Source organism: Pseudomonas sp. RL_5y_Pfl2_73, assembly GCF_963970515.1.
In the GTDB taxonomy this organism is placed as follows: Bacteria; Pseudomonadota; Gammaproteobacteria; order Pseudomonadales; family Pseudomonadaceae; genus Aquipseudomonas.
Genome location: NZ_CAXAPD010000008.1, coordinates 186,073 through 202,619, shown reverse-complemented (window position 1 = coordinate 202,619; position 16,547 = coordinate 186,073). Strand labels below are relative to the sequence as shown.

General features: G+C 59.2%; 14 protein-coding genes and 1 tRNA gene. 14 read left to right on the top strand and 1 reads right to left on the bottom strand.

Going from position 1 to position 16,547, the window contains the following annotated elements; translation table 11 throughout:
* The first annotated feature begins 11 nt into the window (after positions 1–11).
* From dnaK to AACY42_RS10620, 7 genes are all read left to right on the top strand, one after another.
* Positions 12–1,928 carry a molecular chaperone DnaK gene (gene dnaK, locus AACY42_RS10650; protein ID WP_339479162.1) on the top strand — a complete coding sequence of 639 codons (1,917 nt, stop codon included), beginning with the start codon at positions 12–14 and terminating at the stop codon, positions 1,926–1,928.
* Positions 1,929–2,249: 321 nt separating this feature from the next.
* The gene (dnaJ, locus tag AACY42_RS10645) at positions 2,250–3,374 is read left to right on the top strand and encodes a molecular chaperone DnaJ (protein ID WP_339479161.1); all 1,125 of its coding nucleotides are present in this window, start codon (positions 2,250–2,252) and stop codon (positions 3,372–3,374) included.
* 9 nt (positions 3,375–3,383) lie between these two features.
* Complete coding sequence (dapB, locus tag AACY42_RS10640) at positions 3,384–4,190, top strand: 4-hydroxy-tetrahydrodipicolinate reductase (protein ID WP_003197696.1); 807 nt, start codon at positions 3,384–3,386, stop codon at positions 4,188–4,190.
* 256 nt (positions 4,191–4,446) lie between these two features.
* Positions 4,447–5,583, top strand: coding sequence for a glutamine-hydrolyzing carbamoyl-phosphate synthase small subunit (gene carA, locus AACY42_RS10635; RefSeq protein WP_339479159.1), 1,137 nt, complete (start codon positions 4,447–4,449; stop codon positions 5,581–5,583).
* Positions 5,584–5,688: 105 nt separating this feature from the next.
* Entirely contained in the window at positions 5,689–8,910 is a 3,222-nt protein-coding gene (carB, locus tag AACY42_RS10630; protein WP_339479158.1) for a carbamoyl-phosphate synthase large subunit, read from the top strand.
* A gap of 2 nt (positions 8,911–8,912) precedes the next feature.
* The gene (gene greA, locus AACY42_RS10625) at positions 8,913–9,389 is read left to right on the top strand and encodes a transcription elongation factor GreA (RefSeq protein WP_339479203.1); all 477 of its coding nucleotides are present in this window, start codon (positions 8,913–8,915) and stop codon (positions 9,387–9,389) included.
* A 28-nt stretch (positions 9,390–9,417) separates the two neighbouring features.
* Complete coding sequence (locus AACY42_RS10620; protein WP_339479156.1) at positions 9,418–9,822, top strand: MFS transporter; 405 nt, start codon at positions 9,418–9,420, stop codon at positions 9,820–9,822.
* A 10-nt stretch (positions 9,823–9,832) separates the two neighbouring features.
* Here the strand turns inward: AACY42_RS10620 and AACY42_RS10615 are convergent, their stop codons facing one another.
* Positions 9,833–10,141, bottom strand: a complete 309-nt coding sequence (locus AACY42_RS10615; protein WP_003197704.1) for a YhbY family RNA-binding protein — start codon at positions 10,139–10,141, stop codon at positions 9,833–9,835.
* Positions 10,142–10,248: 107 nt separating this feature from the next.
* On the opposite strand from AACY42_RS10615, the gene rlmE reads away from it, so the two are divergent.
* The 7 genes from rlmE (at position 10,249) to AACY42_RS10580 (ending at position 16,532) form a co-directional block, all read left to right on the top strand.
* Positions 10,249–10,899 (top strand): 23S rRNA (uridine(2552)-2'-O)-methyltransferase RlmE, encoded by a 651-nt coding sequence (gene rlmE, locus AACY42_RS10610; RefSeq protein ID WP_060739222.1) that lies wholly within the window; start codon positions 10,249–10,251, stop codon positions 10,897–10,899.
* 191 nt (positions 10,900–11,090) lie between these two features.
* Complete coding sequence (gene ftsH, locus AACY42_RS10605; protein ID WP_339479153.1) at positions 11,091–13,001, top strand: ATP-dependent zinc metalloprotease FtsH; 1,911 nt, start codon at positions 11,091–11,093, stop codon at positions 12,999–13,001.
* 8 nt (positions 13,002–13,009) lie between these two features.
* Positions 13,010–13,861, top strand: coding sequence for a dihydropteroate synthase (folP, locus tag AACY42_RS10600; protein WP_339479151.1), 852 nt, complete (start codon positions 13,010–13,012; stop codon positions 13,859–13,861).
* Positions 13,862–13,877: 16 nt separating this feature from the next.
* A complete protein-coding gene (gene glmM / locus AACY42_RS10595; RefSeq protein ID WP_339479149.1) occupies positions 13,878–15,215 on the top strand; it encodes a phosphoglucosamine mutase in 1,338 nt (445 codons plus the stop codon).
* Positions 15,216–15,281: 66 nt separating this feature from the next.
* Positions 15,282–16,037 (top strand): triose-phosphate isomerase, encoded by a 756-nt coding sequence (tpiA, locus tag AACY42_RS10590; protein ID WP_339479147.1) that lies wholly within the window; start codon positions 15,282–15,284, stop codon positions 16,035–16,037.
* A 4-nt stretch (positions 16,038–16,041) separates the two neighbouring features.
* Positions 16,042–16,425: a preprotein translocase subunit SecG gene (gene secG, locus AACY42_RS10585; RefSeq protein ID WP_339479201.1), complete on the top strand. Its 384-nt coding sequence runs from the start codon at positions 16,042–16,044 to the stop codon at positions 16,423–16,425.
* Between the two features lie 21 nt (positions 16,426–16,446).
* A tRNA-Leu gene (locus AACY42_RS10580) sits at positions 16,447–16,532 on the top strand.
* Positions 16,533–16,547 lie beyond the last annotated feature (15 nt).

Below are 16,547 nucleotides of genomic sequence, written 5' to 3'. Positions count from 1 at the left end.
GAGTTAAGAACATGGGCAAGATTATCGGTATCGACCTGGGGACCACCAACTCGTGCGTCTCCGTGCTGGAAAACGGCAAGGCCAAAGTCATCGAAAACGCTGAGGGCGCGCGTACTACGCCGTCGATCATCGCTTACGCCAATGATGGCGAGATTCTGGTTGGCCAGTCGGCCAAGCGTCAGGCAGTGACCAATCCGCATAACACCCTGTACGCGGTGAAGCGTCTGATCGGTCGCAAGTTCGACGAAGAAGTCGTTCAGAAAGACATCAAGATGGTGCCTTACAAAATCGCCAAGGCTGACAACGGCGACGCCTGGGTTGAAGTGAACGGCCAGAAAATGGCGCCGCCACAGATTTCGGCTGAAATCCTCAAGAAAATGAAGAAAACCGCCGAAGATTACCTCGGCGAAGCGGTGACTGAGGCGGTCATTACTGTTCCTGCCTATTTCAACGACAGCCAGCGCCAGGCGACCAAAGACGCTGGCCGCATCGCGGGCCTCGACGTAAAACGTATCATCAACGAACCGACCGCGGCCGCTCTGGCCTACGGTATGGACAAGGCCAAGGGCGATCACACCGTGATCGTTTATGACCTGGGTGGCGGTACCTTCGACGTTTCCGTGATCGAAATCGCTGAAGTCGACGGCGAGCACCAGTTCGAAGTACTGGCAACCAACGGTGACACGTTCCTCGGTGGTGAAGACTTCGACATCCGCCTGATCGACTACCTCGTCGACGAGTTCAAGAAAGAAAGCGGCATGAACCTCAAGGGTGACCCGCTGGCCATGCAGCGCCTGAAAGAAGCCGCTGAAAAAGCCAAGATCGAACTGTCCTCGAGCCAGTCGACCGACGTGAACCTGCCGTATATCACGGCAGACGCCACTGGTCCTAAGCACCTGAACGTAAAAATCTCCCGTTCCAAGCTCGAAGCGTTGGTGGAAGACCTGGTTCAGCGCACCATCGAACCTTGCCGCATTGCGATGAAGGATGCCGGTATCGACGTTGGCGCCATCAACGACGTGATCCTGGTCGGCGGTCAGACCCGTATGCCGCTGGTTCAGAAACTGGTCACCGATTTCTTCGGCAAAGAAGCGCGTAAGGACGTGAACCCGGACGAAGCCGTTGCCATGGGTGCTGCTATCCAGGGCGCTGTTCTGGCCGGCGACGTGAAGGACGTTTTGCTGCTCGACGTCAGCCCGCTGACCCTGGGTATCGAAACCATGGGTGGCGTGATGACCGCGCTGATCGAGAAAAACACCACGATTCCTACCAAGAAATCCCAAGTGTTCTCGACGGCCGACGACAACCAGGGCGCCGTGACCATCCACGTGCTGCAGGGTGAGCGCAAGCAGGCTGCCCAGAACAAGTCCCTGGGCAAGTTCGACCTGGCTGAGATTCCACCGGCGCCACGTGGCGTGCCGCAAATCGAAGTGACCTTCGACATCGACGCCAACGGCATCCTGCACGTCGGCGCGAAAGACAAGGCCACTGGCAAGACCCAGTCGATCGTGATCAAGGCCAACTCCGGTCTGTCCGAGGAAGAAATTCAGCAGATGGTTCGCGATGCTGAAGTCAACGCCGAGGAAGACCGCAAGTTCGAAGAGCTGGCCAGCGCCCGCAACCAGGGCGATGCCCTGGTGCACTCGACTCGCAAAATGATCGCTGATGCTGGCGAGAAAGTGACCGCGGAAGAGAAAACCGCCATCGAAGCGGCTGTGGTTGCCCTTGAAGCTGCCGTCAAAGGCGACGACAAGGCGGCCATCGAGGCCAAGATCGAAGAGCTGTCCAAGGTCTCCGCGCCAGTGGCTCAGAAGATGTACGCCGAACAGGGTCAACCTGCCGAAGGCGCGGCTGCGCAGGACGAATCGGCCGAGAAAGCCGACGACGTCGTTGACGCCGAGTTCGAAGAAGTGAAAGACCACAAGTAATCGCTTGTTGGTCGACCGGTTGACTGCATTTGTGCGGTGGCTGGTAGGATGTCGCCGCGCGGGAGCTTGCTCCCGCGTTGGCGTGTCTGGAACCAGTGAATTTTTACAGCATGCGACAGTGTTCGGGTGTTGGCGGTGTGTTCGGGAATGCTCCTGCTTTCCGACGATGGACGCCGCGTTTTGGCCGGGGCCCTGGCTGAAAGATATATGACCAGGATCGTTGAATTGACGTGAGTTGGGTCCGGGCCTGTATTGGGGCTCAACGAGTTTGGCAAGGTTCAGGAGAGGTTTGCCAGACGTCCTATAAGAGTGCAAAGACTAATGGCAAAGCGTGACTTTTACGAAGTGTTGGGTGTCGAGCGGGGGGCCAGCGAGGCAGACCTGAAGAAGGCTTATCGTCGCCTGGCGATGAAGCACCACCCGGACCGTAATCCCGGCGACAAAGCGTCGGAAGAGATGTTCAAGGAGGCCAACGAGGCCTACGAAGTACTGTCCGATTCGAGCAAGCGCGCGGCTTACGACCAGTACGGTCATGCCGGCGTCGATCCAAGTATGGGTGGCGGTGGTGCCGGTTTCGGCGGTCAGAACTTTTCCGATATTTTCGGTGATGTGTTCAGCGATTTTTTCGGTGGCGGTCGCGGCGGTGCCCGTGGCGGCGCCCAGCGTGGCAGTGATCTGCGCTACACGCTGGAGCTGAACCTGGAAGAGGCGGTGCGCGGTACCACCGTCAATATCCGTGTTCCGACACTGGTCAATTGCAAGCCGTGCGATGGCTCGGGCGCCAAGAAGGGTTCTTCGCCCGTGACATGCCCAACCTGCGGCGGGATCGGCCAGGTTCGCATGCAGCAGGGCTTCTTCTCGGTGCAGCAGACCTGCCCGCGTTGCCATGGCCAAGGCAAGATCATTTCCGATCCGTGCGACTCCTGCCATGGCGAAGGGCGTGTCGAAGAGTACAAGACGCTGTCGGTCAAAGTGCCGGCGGGTGTTGACACCGGTGACCGCATTCGCCTGTCCGGCGAAGGCGAGGCGGGCGCCCTGGGCGGCCCGACTGGCGACCTGTATGTGGTCATCAACGTGCGCGAGCATGCGATTTTCCAGCGCGACGGCAAGCACCTGTTCTGCGAAGTGCCGATCAGCTTCGTCGATGCGGCCTTGGGTGGTGAGCTTGAGATCCCGACCCTCGACGGTCGCGTCAAGCTGAAAATTCCCGAGGGCACGCAAACCGGCAAACAGTTCCGGATCCGTGGCAAAGGCGTCGCGCCAGTGCGTGGCGGTGGTGCGGGTGATCTGATGTGCCGCGTGGCGGTGGAGACGCCGGTCAACCTGGGTCGGCGTCAGCGTGAGCTGTTGGAGGAGTTTCGCAGCTCGCTGGCGGATGACAACAGCCACTCCCCGAAAACCACCGGTTGGTTCGAAGGCGTGAAACGCTTCTTCGGCGACCTGTAAGGAGTTCGCATGCGACGTATAGCTGTGATGGGCGCTGCGGGGCGCATGGGGAAGGCGCTGGTCGAGGCGGTGCAGCAGCGCTCGCCGCTTTCCGGCCTGACGGCGGCCATCGTTCGGCCCGACAGCACGCTGGTGGGTGCCGATGCGGGTGAGCTGGCCTCCCTGGGGCGTATCGGCGTGCCGATGTCTGGCGGCCTGGAGAAAGTGCTCGACGAGTTCGATGTCCTGATCGATTTCACCCTGCCGGAAGTGATGCTGAAAAACCTTGCGATCTGCCGCAAGCACGGCAAGGCCATGGTGATCGGCACGACGGGGTTGGATGCCGCGCAAAAGCAGTTGCTGGCCGATGCGGGCAAAGATATTCCGATCGTGTTCGCCGCGAACTTCAGCGTAGGCGTGAACCTGTCGCTGAAGCTGCTGGACATGGCGGCTCGGGTCTTGGGTGACGATGCGGATATTGAAATCATCGAGGCGCATCATCGGCACAAGATCGACGCGCCTTCGGGAACGGCTTTGCGCATGGGTGAGGTGATTGCCGATGCGCTGGGGCGTGACCTGCAGGAAGTGGCCGTGTATGGGCGTCAGGGGCACACCGGTGCCCGTGAGCGCAGCACCATCGGTTTCGCCACTGTGCGCGGTGGTGATGTGGTGGGCGACCACACCGTGCTGTTCGCCACTGAAGGCGAGCGCCTGGAGATCACCCACAAGGCGTCGAGCCGGATGACTTTCGCCAAGGGTGCCGTTCGTGCCGCGCTGTGGCTGGATGGCCGCGAGCCTGGTTTGTACGACATGCAGGACGTTCTCGACCTGCGTTGATGCCCTTAAGTATGGGGTTCAGGTTATACTGAGCCCCCGTTTTACACCGCCTCGCGACGCCCTGTCGCATTCCCCTGCCTTTAAGGCTCATTAGCGGTGGACCAAAAAAGCCTTTTTCTGTAAGCTACAGCTTTAGTGTGTCCACTAAAAGCGCGCAGAATAATTCAGTGAACAAGCGGGGTGACGTGTCCATACGTCACTCCGCTTTTTTACAACCTGCGATCGCCCTTTCAGGCTTTATTTACGGGAGGTCTTCTTGACTAAGCCAGCCATACTCGCCCTTGCTGATGGCAGCATTTTTCGCGGCGAAGCCATTGGAGCCGACGGTCAGACCGTTGGTGAGGTGGTGTTTAACACCGCAATGACCGGCTATCAGGAAATTCTTACCGATCCTTCCTACGCCCAACAAATCGTTACCCTGACTTACCCGCACATCGGCAACACCGGCACCACGCCGGAAGACGCCGAGTCTGATCGTGTCTGGTCCGCCGGCCTGGTCATCCGTGACTTGCCGCTGGTAGCGAGCAACTGGCGTAACACGATGTCCCTGTCCGATTACCTGAAAGCCAACAATGTCGTGGCGATCGCCGGTATCGACACCCGTCGCCTGACCCGCATCCTTCGGGAAAAAGGCGCGCAGAACGGCTGTATCATGGCCGGCGACAACATTTCCGAAGAGGCGGCCATCGCCGCTGCCCAGGGCTTCCCTGGCCTCAAGGGCATGGACCTGGCAAAGGTCGTCAGCACCAAGAAGCAGTACGAATGGCGCTCCACGGTCTGGGACCTGAAGACCGACAGTCACGCGACGATCGAGGCTTGCGAGCTGCCTTACCACGTGGTGGCCTACGACTACGGCGTCAAGCTGAACATCCTGCGCATGTTGGTCGAGCGTGGTTGCCGCGTCACCGTAGTGCCGGCCCAAACCCCGGCTGCCGACGTCCTGGCCCTCAAGCCCGATGGTGTGTTCCTGTCCAACGGCCCGGGTGATCCGGAGCCTTGCGACTACGCGATCCAGGCGATCAAGGACGTGCTGGAGACCGAGATCCCGGTATTCGGTATCTGCCTCGGTCACCAGCTGCTGGCCCTCGCTTCGGGCGCCCAGACCTTGAAGATGGGTCATGGCCACCACGGTGCCAACCACCCCGTGCAGGACCTGGACACCGGCGTGGTGATGATCACCAGCCAGAACCACGGTTTTGCGGTGGACGAAGCCACCCTGCCGGCCAACGTGCGCGCGATTCACAAGTCGCTGTTCGACGGCACGCTGCAAGGTATCGAGCGTACCGACAAGAGCGCGTTCAGCTTCCAGGGCCACCCTGAAGCGAGCCCGGGCCCGAACGATGTGGCTCCGCTGTTCGATCGCTTCATCAACGAGATGGCCAAGCGACGCTGACCGCGAGAAGCCCGAGGGCGGCCCCGAGCGCGGCGGCCCCTTCGGGCGCTTCAAAGATTGTTCGACGGCCTAGCCGACTGACCTGCGGATTTGAGTGACAAACCCATGCCAAAACGTACAGACATAAAAAGCATCCTGATTCTCGGCGCTGGCCCGATCGTGATCGGCCAGGCCTGCGAATTCGACTACTCCGGCGCCCAGGCCTGTAAAGCCCTGCGCGAAGAGGGCTACCGCGTCATCCTGGTGAACTCCAACCCGGCCACCATCATGACCGACCCAGCCATGGCCGACGCCACCTACATCGAGCCGATCAAGTGGCAGACCGTTGCCAAGATCATCGAGAAGGAGCGCCCGGACGCGCTGCTGCCGACCATGGGTGGCCAGACTGCGCTGAACTGCGCCCTGGACCTGGAGCGCGAAGGCGTCCTGGAGAAGTTCGGTGTGGAAATGATCGGCGCCAACGCCGACACCATCGACAAGGCCGAAGACCGTTCGCGCTTTGACAAGGCGATGAAATCCATCGGCCTGGACTGCCCACGTTCGGGCATCGCCCACAGCATGGAAGAGGCCAACGCCGTCCTGGAGCGCCTCGGCTTCCCGTGCATCATCCGTCCGTCCTTCACCATGGGCGGCACCGGTGGCGGTATCGCCTACAACCGTGAAGAATTCGAAGAAATCTGCGCCCGTGGTCTCGACTTGTCGCCGACCAAGGAACTGCTGATCGACGAATCCCTGATCGGCTGGAAAGAATATGAAATGGAAGTTGTCCGCGACAAAAAGGACAACTGCATCATCGTCTGCTCCATCGAGAACTTCGATCCGATGGGCGTGCACACGGGTGACTCGATCACCGTCGCACCAGCCCAGACCCTGACCGACAAGGAATACCAGATCCTGCGTAACGCCTCCCTGGCGGTCCTGCGTGAGATCGGCGTGGAAACCGGCGGTTCCAACGTCCAGTTCGGCATCTGCCCGAACACGGGTCGCATGGTGGTCATCGAGATGAACCCGCGGGTATCCCGTTCGTCGGCCCTGGCTTCCAAGGCCACCGGTTTCCCGATTGCCAAGGTCGCTGCCAAGCTGGCCGTGGGGTACACCCTGGACGAATTGTCGAACGACATCACCGGCGGCAAGACCCCGGCGTCCTTCGAACCGTCCATCGACTATGTCGTTACCAAGCTGCCACGTTTTGCCTTCGAGAAGTTCGCCAAGGCCGATGCCCGCCTGACTACCCAAATGAAGTCGGTCGGTGAAGTCATGGCCATCGGCCGGACCTTCCAGGAATCCCTGCAGAAAGCTCTTCGCGGTCTGGAAGTGGGCGTCTGCGGTCTCGATCCGAAGCTGGACCTGGCCGACCCGGAAAGCATGGGCGTGCTCAAGCGCGAGCTGACCGTGCCGGGCGCCGAGCGTATCTGGTACGTGGCCGATGCCTTCCGTGCCGGCATGACCGTCGAGCAGATCTTCGGCATGAACATGATCGACCCTTGGTTCCTGGTACAGATCGAAGATCTGATCAAGGACGAAGAGCGGGTCAAGACCCTGGGCATGTCCAGCATCGACCGCGACATGATGTTCCGCCTCAAGCGCAAAGGCTTCTCCGACATGCGCCTGGCCAAGTTGCTGGGTGTGACCGAGAAGAGCTTGCGCGCGCATCGCCACAAGCTGGAAGTGTTCCCGGTCTACAAGCGCGTCGACACTTGCGCGGCCGAGTTCGCCACCGACACCGCGTACCTGTACTCCACGTACGAGGAAGAGTGCGAAGCTGCGCCATCGACTCGCGACAAGATCATGATCCTGGGTGGCGGTCCTAACCGGATCGGCCAGGGCATCGAGTTCGACTACTGCTGCGTACACGCGGCACTGGCCCTGCGCGATGACGGTTACGAGACCATCATGGTCAACTGCAACCCGGAGACCGTCTCCACCGACTACGACACTTCCGATCGGCTGTACTTCGAGCCAGTGACCTTGGAAGACGTGCTGGAAATCGTTCGTGTCGAGAAGCCAAAAGGCGTGATCGTCCAGTACGGCGGCCAGACCCCGCTGAAACTGGCGCGCGCCCTTGAAGCCGCCGGCGTGCCGATCATCGGCACCAGTCCGGATGCGATCGACCGCGCCGAAGACCGTGAGCGCTTCCAGCAGATGGTCGAGCGCCTGAACCTGCGCCAGCCGCCAAACGCTACCGTGCGCAGCGAAGACGAAGCGATTCGTGCCGCCGCCAAGATCGGTTACCCGCTGGTGGTGCGTCCGTCCTATGTGCTGGGCGGCCGTGCGATGGAAATCGTCTATCAAGAAGACGAGCTCAAGCGCTACCTGCGCGAAGCGGTCCAGGTCTCCAATGACAGCCCGGTGCTGCTGGATCACTTCCTCAACTGCGCCATCGAAATGGACGTGGACGCGGTCAGCGACGGCAAGGACGTGGTGATTGGCGCGATCATGCAGCACATCGAACAGGCGGGCGTTCACTCCGGTGACTCCGCTTGCTCGCTGCCGCCTTACTCGCTGCCGGCGCACATCCAGGACGAGATGCGCGATCAGGTCAAGAAAATGGCCCTGGAGCTGGGCGTCATCGGCCTGATGAACGTGCAACTGGCCCTGCAGGGTGAAGACATTTACGTCATCGAGGTCAACCCGCGCGCTTCCCGGACCGTGCCGTTCGTCTCCAAGTGCATCGGTGTTTCCCTGGCGATGATCGCTGCACGGGTCATGGCTGGCAAAACCCTGAAGGAACTGAATTTCACCAAGGAAATCATTCCGAACTTCTACAGTGTGAAAGAGGCGGTCTTCCCGTTCGCCAAGTTCCCTGGCGTCGACCCGATCCTCGGCCCGGAGATGAAGTCCACCGGTGAAGTGATGGGTGTGGGCGATACCTTCGGTGAAGCCTTCGCCAAGGCTCAGATGGGCGCCAGCGAAGTGTTGCCGACTGGCGGCACGGCGTTCATCAGCGTGCGTGATGACGACAAGCCACTGGTTGCAGGCGTGGCCCGTGATCTGATCAACTTGGGCTTCGAAGTGGTCGCCACTGCCGGTACTGCCAGGCTGATCGAAGAGGCAGGCCTGAAAGTGCGTCGTGTGAACAAGGTGACCGAGGGGCGTCCGCACGTGGTCGACATGATCAAGAATGACGAAGTCACGCTGATCATCAACACCACCGAAGGTCGTCAGTCGATTGCTGACTCCTATTCCATTCGTCGCAATGCACTGCAGCACAAGATCTACTGCACCACGACCATTGCTGCGGGCGAAGCGATCTGCGAAGCGCTCAAGTTCGGTCCCGAGAAGACTGTGCGTCGCTTGCAGGATCTACATGCAGGATTAAAGGCATGAGCATAACCAAGTACCCGATGACTGTTCAGGGCGCGAAGGCCCTGGAAGAAGAGCACGCTTTGCTGACCAAGGTCGAGCGCCCGCGCTTGAGCCAGGCTATTGGTGAGGCGCGCGAGCTCGGCGATCTCAAGGAAAACGCCGAATACCACGCAGCCCGAGAGGAGCAGGGGATGGTCGAGGCGCGCGTCCGTGATATCGAAGGTCGCATGCAGAATGCGGTGATCATCGATGTCACGACGATCCCGCACACCGGCAAGGTGATCTTTGGCACTACCGTGGAAATCGCCAACGTCGAGACCGATGAAAGCGTCACTTACCAGATCGTTGGTGAGGACGAGGCAGACATCAAGCTCGGCAAGATATCCGTTGGTTCGCCCATCGCTCGCGCCTTGATTGCCAAGGAAGAGGGCGATGTGGTGGCGGTGAAGACGCCTGGTGGTGTCATTGAGTATGAGATTGTCGAAGTCCGTCACATCTGAACGAAGACGCCCGCTGCGAGCGGGCGCCATGATCTGGCAGCTCACCCAGATGTTGTGGGTGGGCGGCGTCTGGTTATTGCACGTCGGTTTGCTGCCGGTGCTGGGTCGAGTTGGCCTGGCACCGCTGCTCATCGATGAAATCGCAGGCATGCTGACGGCGCTGCTGGTGGGTTTTTCCGCGGTGTGCGTAATGTTTCAGGCTTTGGTGCTGGTTCAGGCTGAGGGCCTTGCCAGTCTATGGCGCGACATTCGCGGGCAAGTGTTGCTCATGTCGTTGTACGCGTGCGGGATGTTCTTTGCGGTGCATCTGGGCTGGCCGGAGGCGAGCCAGTGGCAGGTATTCAGTTACCTGGTGCTGGGTTTTTCCGGATTAGTGCTGGTGTTGCAGCCGGTTCCCGGGTGGAGCGGCGGGGTGTGCGAGGCACACCCTTGACCCTTTGGCATCACTTGAAGCGGTGAACGTTCGACAGTTGCTTGTTGACGCTGAAGTTCTTGCGGTAAATCAGCGCCATCTTGCCGATGACCTGCACCAGGTCTGCCTTGCCGGTCTTGCACAGTTCGGCAACGGCAGCCAGGCGGGCTTCGCGGTCGAGGATGTTGAGCTTGATCTTGATCAGCTCATGATCGCTCAAGGCGCGTTCCAGTTCGGCGAGTACACCTTCCGTCAAACCGTTGTCAGCCACAGTCAAAACCGGTTTCAGATGGTGGCCAATGGATTTGTATTGTTTCTTCTGCTCTTGAGTGAGCGGCATAATCTGACCTCTGCGTCTGATCTTGTAAAAAGCGGCGGCCAGTTTACCCGAGCAAGTCCGGGACCGCCCACTTAATCACGACCCGTTTTATTTTTTAGAGGTGGCCCGTGGCCCGTTCCAAGACTAGCCAGAACTGGCTCAGAGAGCATTTCAACGATCCGTACGTCAAAATGGCGCAAAAAGATGGTTATCGCTCTCGCGCCAGCTATAAATTGCTGGAGATCCAGGAAAAGGATCGCCTGATCCGTCCAGGCATGACCGTGATCGACCTCGGCGCGGCGCCGGGCGGTTGGTCCCAGGTGACCAGTCGTCTGATTGGCGGTCAGGGTCGCTTGATCGCTTCCGACATCCTGGAAATGGACAGCATCCCTGATGTGACCTTTATCCAGGGCGATTTCACGGAAGACGCTGTGTTGGCAAAAATCCTGGAGGCTGTCGGAAATACGCAGGTTGACCTTGTGATTTCCGATATGGCCCCCAATATGAGTGGATTGGCGGCTGTCGACATGCCTCGTGCAATGTTCCTCAGCGAACTGGCTCTGGATCTTGCCGGGCGGGTTTTGCGTCCTGGTGGTGACTTTTTGATCAAAGTCTTCCAAGGAGAAGGCTTCGACGAATACCACAAGGGCATCCGTAAATTGTTCGACAAGGTGCAGATGCGCAAGCCATTGTCGTCCCGTGACCGTTCTCGCGAGCAGTATCTGCTGGCGCGGGGGTTTCGCGGTGTTGAAGGCGCAGCCAGTGATGAGCGTCTTTGACGGGGGCGATAGTTTTTTTTGTCTCGCATTGAAAAAGTCGCGTAACGAAAATTACGCGGTCAAAGTTTCACAAAGGGTTACAGACGGCGCCTGCCAGAGTCGTAGGTAATGTAGTAAGTTAGGCCGGTGAATATCATGCGAAGCGCGCGCCAGTAGCGGAGCTTGCTTCAGAGGGTAGTTAATTGAACGATATGGCAAAGAATCTGATCCTGTGGTTGATCATCGCCGCTGTCCTTGTGACCGTGATGAACAACTTCTCCAGCCCTAACGAGCCGCAGACCCTCAACTATTCCGACTTCATCCAGCAGGTCAAGGATGGCAAGGTCGAGCGCGTAGCCGTTGATGGCTATGTGATTACCGGTAAGCGCACCGATGGCGACAGCTTCAAGACCATTCGTCCGGCAATTCAGGACAATGGTTTGATCGGCGACCTGGTGAACAATCATGTGGCGGTCGAAGGCAAGCAGCCTGAGCAGCAAAGCATCTGGACCCAACTCCTGGTCGCCAGCTTCCCGATTCTGGTGATTATTGCCGTGTTCATGTTCTTCATGCGCCAAATGCAGGGCGGCGGTGGAGGCAAGGGCGGGCCGATGAGCTTTGGTAAGAGCAAGGCCCGTCTGCTTTCCGAAGATCAGGTGAAAACCACCCTGGCTGACGTCGCGGGTTGCGACGAAGCCAAGGAAGAAGTGGGCGAGCTGGTCGAGTTCCTGCGTGATCCGGGCAAGTTCCAGCGCCTGGGTGGTCGTATTCCGCGCGGCGTGCTGATGGTGGGTCCACCGGGTACCGGTAAAACCTTGCTGGCCAAGGCGATTGCCGGTGAAGCCAAGGTGCCGTTCTTCACGATTTCCGGTTCCGACTTCGTCGAAATGTTCGTCGGTGTGGGCGCCAGCCGTGTTCGCGACATGTTCGAGCAGGCCAAGAAACACGCGCCATGCATCATCTTCATCGACGAAATCGACGCCGTCGGTCGCCACCGTGGTGCCGGCATGGGGGGTGGTCACGATGAGCGTGAGCAGACCCTCAACCAGTTACTGGTGGAGATGGACGGTTTCGAAATGAACGACGGCATCATCGTGATTGCCGCCACCAACCGTCCTGACGTGCTCGACCCCGCGCTGTTGCGCCCAGGTCGTTTCGACCGCCAGGTCGTGGTGGGGCTGCCGGATATTCGCGGCCGCGAACAGATTCTCAAGGTTCATATGCGCAAGGTGCCAATGGGTGACGACGTCGCACCGGCTGTCATCGCGCGTGGTACGCCGGGCTTTTCCGGTGCCGACCTTGCGAACCTGGTCAACGAGGCGTCGCTGTTTGCTGCTCGCACCGGCAAGCGTGTTGTGGAAATGAAGGAATTCGAGTTGGCCAAGGACAAGATCATGATGGGCGCAGAGCGCAAATCCATGGTCATGTCGGAGAAAGAAAAGCAGAACACTGCGTATCACGAGGCAGGTCACGCGATCGTCGGTCGTGTCGTGCCTGAGCATGATCCGGTCTACAAGGTCTCGATCATCCCGCGCGGCCGTGCCCTGGGCGTGACCATGTTCCTACCGGAAGAGGATCGCTACAGCCTGTCCAAGCGTGCATTGATCAGCCAGATCTGTTCATTGTACGGCGGCCGTATCGCTGAAGAGATGACGCTGGGCTTTGATGGTGTGACCACTGGCGCGTCCAACGACATCATGCGTGCCAGCCAGATCGCCCGGAATATGGTTACCAAGTGGGGGCTGTCCGAGAAGTTGGGGCCGCTTATGTATGCCGAAGAAGAAGGGGAAGTGTTCCTCGGTCGTGGTGGCGGTGGCCAGCATGCAAGCTTCTCCGGCGAGACGGCCAAACTGATCGATTCTGAAGTGCGCAGCATCATCGATCAGTGCTACGGCACTGCCCGGCAGATTCTCACGGACAACCGTGACAAGCTCGATGCCATGGCCGATGCCCTGATGAAGTACGAAACCATTGATGCCGAGCAGATCGATGACATCATGGCCGGTCGCGTACCTCGCGAGCCTCGTGACTGGACAGGTGGTACTGGTACCTCCGGTACACCTCCAGCTGTACAGGGTGAGCGTCCGGAAACACCGATTGGCGGTCCGGCCGCTGATGTCTAAGGCTTGAAATGACTTCTGTTCAGTCCTCGACCCGGTTGCCTTGCGGCAACCGGGTTCTTGATTTGGCCCATGCGCATGTCATGGGCATTCTCAATGTCACGCCTGATTCCTTTTCTGATGGTGGTCGATTCAGTCAGCTCGATGCTGCGCTGCGGCATGCCGAGGCCATGGTGGTCGCGGGCGCAACGCTGATCGATGTGGGTGGCGAATCGACCCGGCCGGGCGCGCGTGCGGTCTCGCCTACCGAAGAGCTGGAGCGAGTGGCGCCGATTGTCGAACGCATCCATCGTGAACTTGATGTCATTATCTCGGTCGATACGTCCACGCCTGCGGTCATGCGTGAGACTGCGCGGCTGGGGGCGGGCTTGATCAATGATGTTCGGTCCTTGCAGCGCGATGGTGCCCTGGATGCTGCAGCGGCCACCGGGTTGCCGGTGTGCCTGATGCATATGCTCGGCGAGCCGGGGACCATGCAGAATGACCCGCACTATGATGATGTGACCAGGGAAGTGGGGGAGTTCCTGATGGAGCGTTTGGACCAGTGTGCTGCCGTGGGCATTCCCGCCGAGCGGATCATTCTTGATCCCGGATTCGGCTTTGCCAAGACACTGGCTCACAACCTGAGTCTGTTCAAACATATGGAGGCCTTGCATGCCTTGGGGCGGCCCCTGTTGGTTGGGGTCTCACGAAAGAGCATGATAGGTAATGCCTTGGGCCGCCCGGTAGGCGAGCGCCTATATGGCGGTCTCGCGCTGGCTGCGTTGGCCCTTGCCAAAGGTGCGCGCATATTGCGCGTACACGATGTGGTCGAAACGATGGATATCGTGCGGATGATCGCAGCTGTGGATTCAGCCGAATAAGAATGACGGAGCACTTATGAGCAAGAAATACTTTGGCACCGACGGTATTCGTGGTCGGGTCGGCGAATACCCTATTACCCCTGATTTCATGCTCAAGCTCGGCTGGGCGGCCGGCATGGCGTTCCGCAAAATGGGCGCTTGCAAGGTGCTGGTCGGTAAGGACACGCGAATTTCCGGCTACATGTTCGAATCGGCCCTCGAGGCCGGTCTGACGTCGGCGGGCGCCGATGTGATGCTGCTGGGCCCGATGCCGACGCCGGCCATTGCCTACCTGACGCGTACGTTTCAGGCGCAGGCGGGCATCGTGATCAGTGCCTCGCACAACCCTCATGATGACAACGGCATCAAATTCTTCTCCGGTCAGGGTACCAAGCTGCCGGATGATATCGAGCTGATGATCGAAGAACTGCTGGACACGCCGATGACGGTGGTTGAGTCGAGCAAGATCGGCAAAGTGTCGCGGATCAACGATGCATCGGGTCGCTACATTGAATTCTGCAAAGGCAGTGTGCCGACCGGTACCAGTTTTTCCGGCCTGAAAGTCGTCGTCGATTGCGCCCACGGGGCAACCTATAAAGTTGCGCCGAGCGTCTTTCGCGAGTTGGGCGCCGAGGTGGTGGTGCTTTCCGCCCAACCGAATGGCCTGAACATCAACCATAACTGTGGCTCCACTCATACCGAGGCGTTGCAGGCTGCGGTGCTGGCTGAGCAGGCCGATCTAGGGATCGCCTTCGATGGCGACGGTGATCGGGTCCTGATGGTTGATCACACCGGTACGGTGGTCGACGGTGACGAGCTGTTGTTCATCATTGCTCGCGACCTGCATGGGCGTGGCAAGCTGCAGGGCGGTGTGGTGGGTACGTTGATGAGCAACCTCGGGCTTGAGCTGGCTCTGGCGGACCTGGATATCCCGTTCGTGCGAGCTAACGTGGGTGACCGCTACGTGATCTCGGAGCTGCTGGAGCGCAACTGGGTGATCGGGGGCGAGAACTCCGGCCATATCGTGTGCTTTGACCATACCACCACAGGGGATGCGATCATTGCGGCCCTGCAAGTGTTGATGGCGCTCAAGGCGCGTAACGAAGGGCTCGCACAATCGCGCCAGGCATTGCGCAAATGCCCGCAAGTATTGATCAACGTGCGTTTCGGTGGCGGTGTAAATCCTCTTGAGCATGCGAAGGTCAAGCAGGCCAGTGAGCGTGTGACGCAGGCGATGGCGGGGCGTGGGCGTGTGTTGTTGCGCAAGTCCGGCACAGAGCCTTTGGTGCGTGTCATGGTCGAAGGAGAGGAAGAAACTCAAGTTCGCGGTTATGCCGAAGAGCTGGCAAAGCTGGTTACTGAAGTTTCTGCCTGAATTCGGCTTGCCAGTCATGAATCGGTTGGGTAACATCTGCGCCCACTTTGACCGACGAGGTACAGCATGCGTCGCCCTATGGTAGCTGGTAACTGGAAGATGCACGGTACCCGCGCCAGCGTCGCTGAGCTGATCAATGGCCTTCGTCATCTGGCCTTGCCAAGCGGTGTTGATGTCGCGGTATTCCCGCCTTGCCTGTATATCAACCAAGTGGTTGATGGCTTGAAAGGTAAATCGATTTCGGTCGGTGCGCAGAATTCTGCGGTGGAATCCATGCAAGGTGCGCTGACCGGCGAGATTGCGCCGAGTCAGTTGGTGGATGCAGGTTGCTCCCTGGTCCTGGTCGGGCATTCCGAGCGTCGCCAGATCATGGGTGAGCAGGATAAGGTCTTGATCCGCAAGTTTGCTGCGGCTCAGGCCTGCGGTCTGACTCCGGTGCTGTGTGTGGGGGAAACCCTCGAGCAGCGTGAGGCTGGCAAGACCCTTGAAGTTGTCGGGTGTCAGCTGGGCAGCATCATCGAGGATTTGGGTGTCGGTGCTTTTGCAAAGGCAGTCATTGCTTACGAGCCGGTCTGGGCCATTGGTACCGGGCTGACTGCTTCGCCGCAACAGGCGCAGGATGTGCACGCAGCTATCCGCGCACAGTTGGCGGCAGAGAATTCTGAGGTGGCACGAGGTGTGCGGCTTCTATACGGCGGCAGCGTGAAGGCGGCCAATGCGGTCGAACTGTTCGGCATGCCGGATATCGATGGGGGGCTCATTGGTGGAGCGTCCCTGAATGCAGATGAGTTCGGTGCGATTTGTCGCGCCGCGGGAAACTGAAAAAATGCTGGAAACAGTCGTAGTCGTTTTTCATCTGCTGGGTGCGCTGGGCGTAGTTGCTCTCGTATTGCTGCAGCAGGGTAAAGGTGCGGATGCTGGTGCGTCTTTCGGTGCAGGTGCTTCAAATACTGTGTTCGGAAGCCAAGGTTCCTCTACCTTTCTTAGTAAGTTTACTGCTATACTTGCCGCCGGTTTCTTCATGACCAGCTTAGGGTTAGGTTACTTTGCTAAAGAGAAAGCTCAAGAGCTGACTCAAGCAGGTTTGCCAAACCCAGCGGTACTGGAAGCGCCAAAGCAACAGCCGGCTTCTGATGATGTCCCGGTGCTTCAAGAGCAAAAGTTGGCCAATCCGGCGACTGACGTACCTCCAGCTCAAGAGCAGAAGTAAGAAGGTTTCAAACGTTGTATTGCCGAGGTGGTGGAATTGGTAGACACGCAACCTTGAGGTGGTTGTGCCCATAGGGTGTAGGGGTTCGAGTCCCCTTCTCGGTACCAATTATCAGGAGAGCC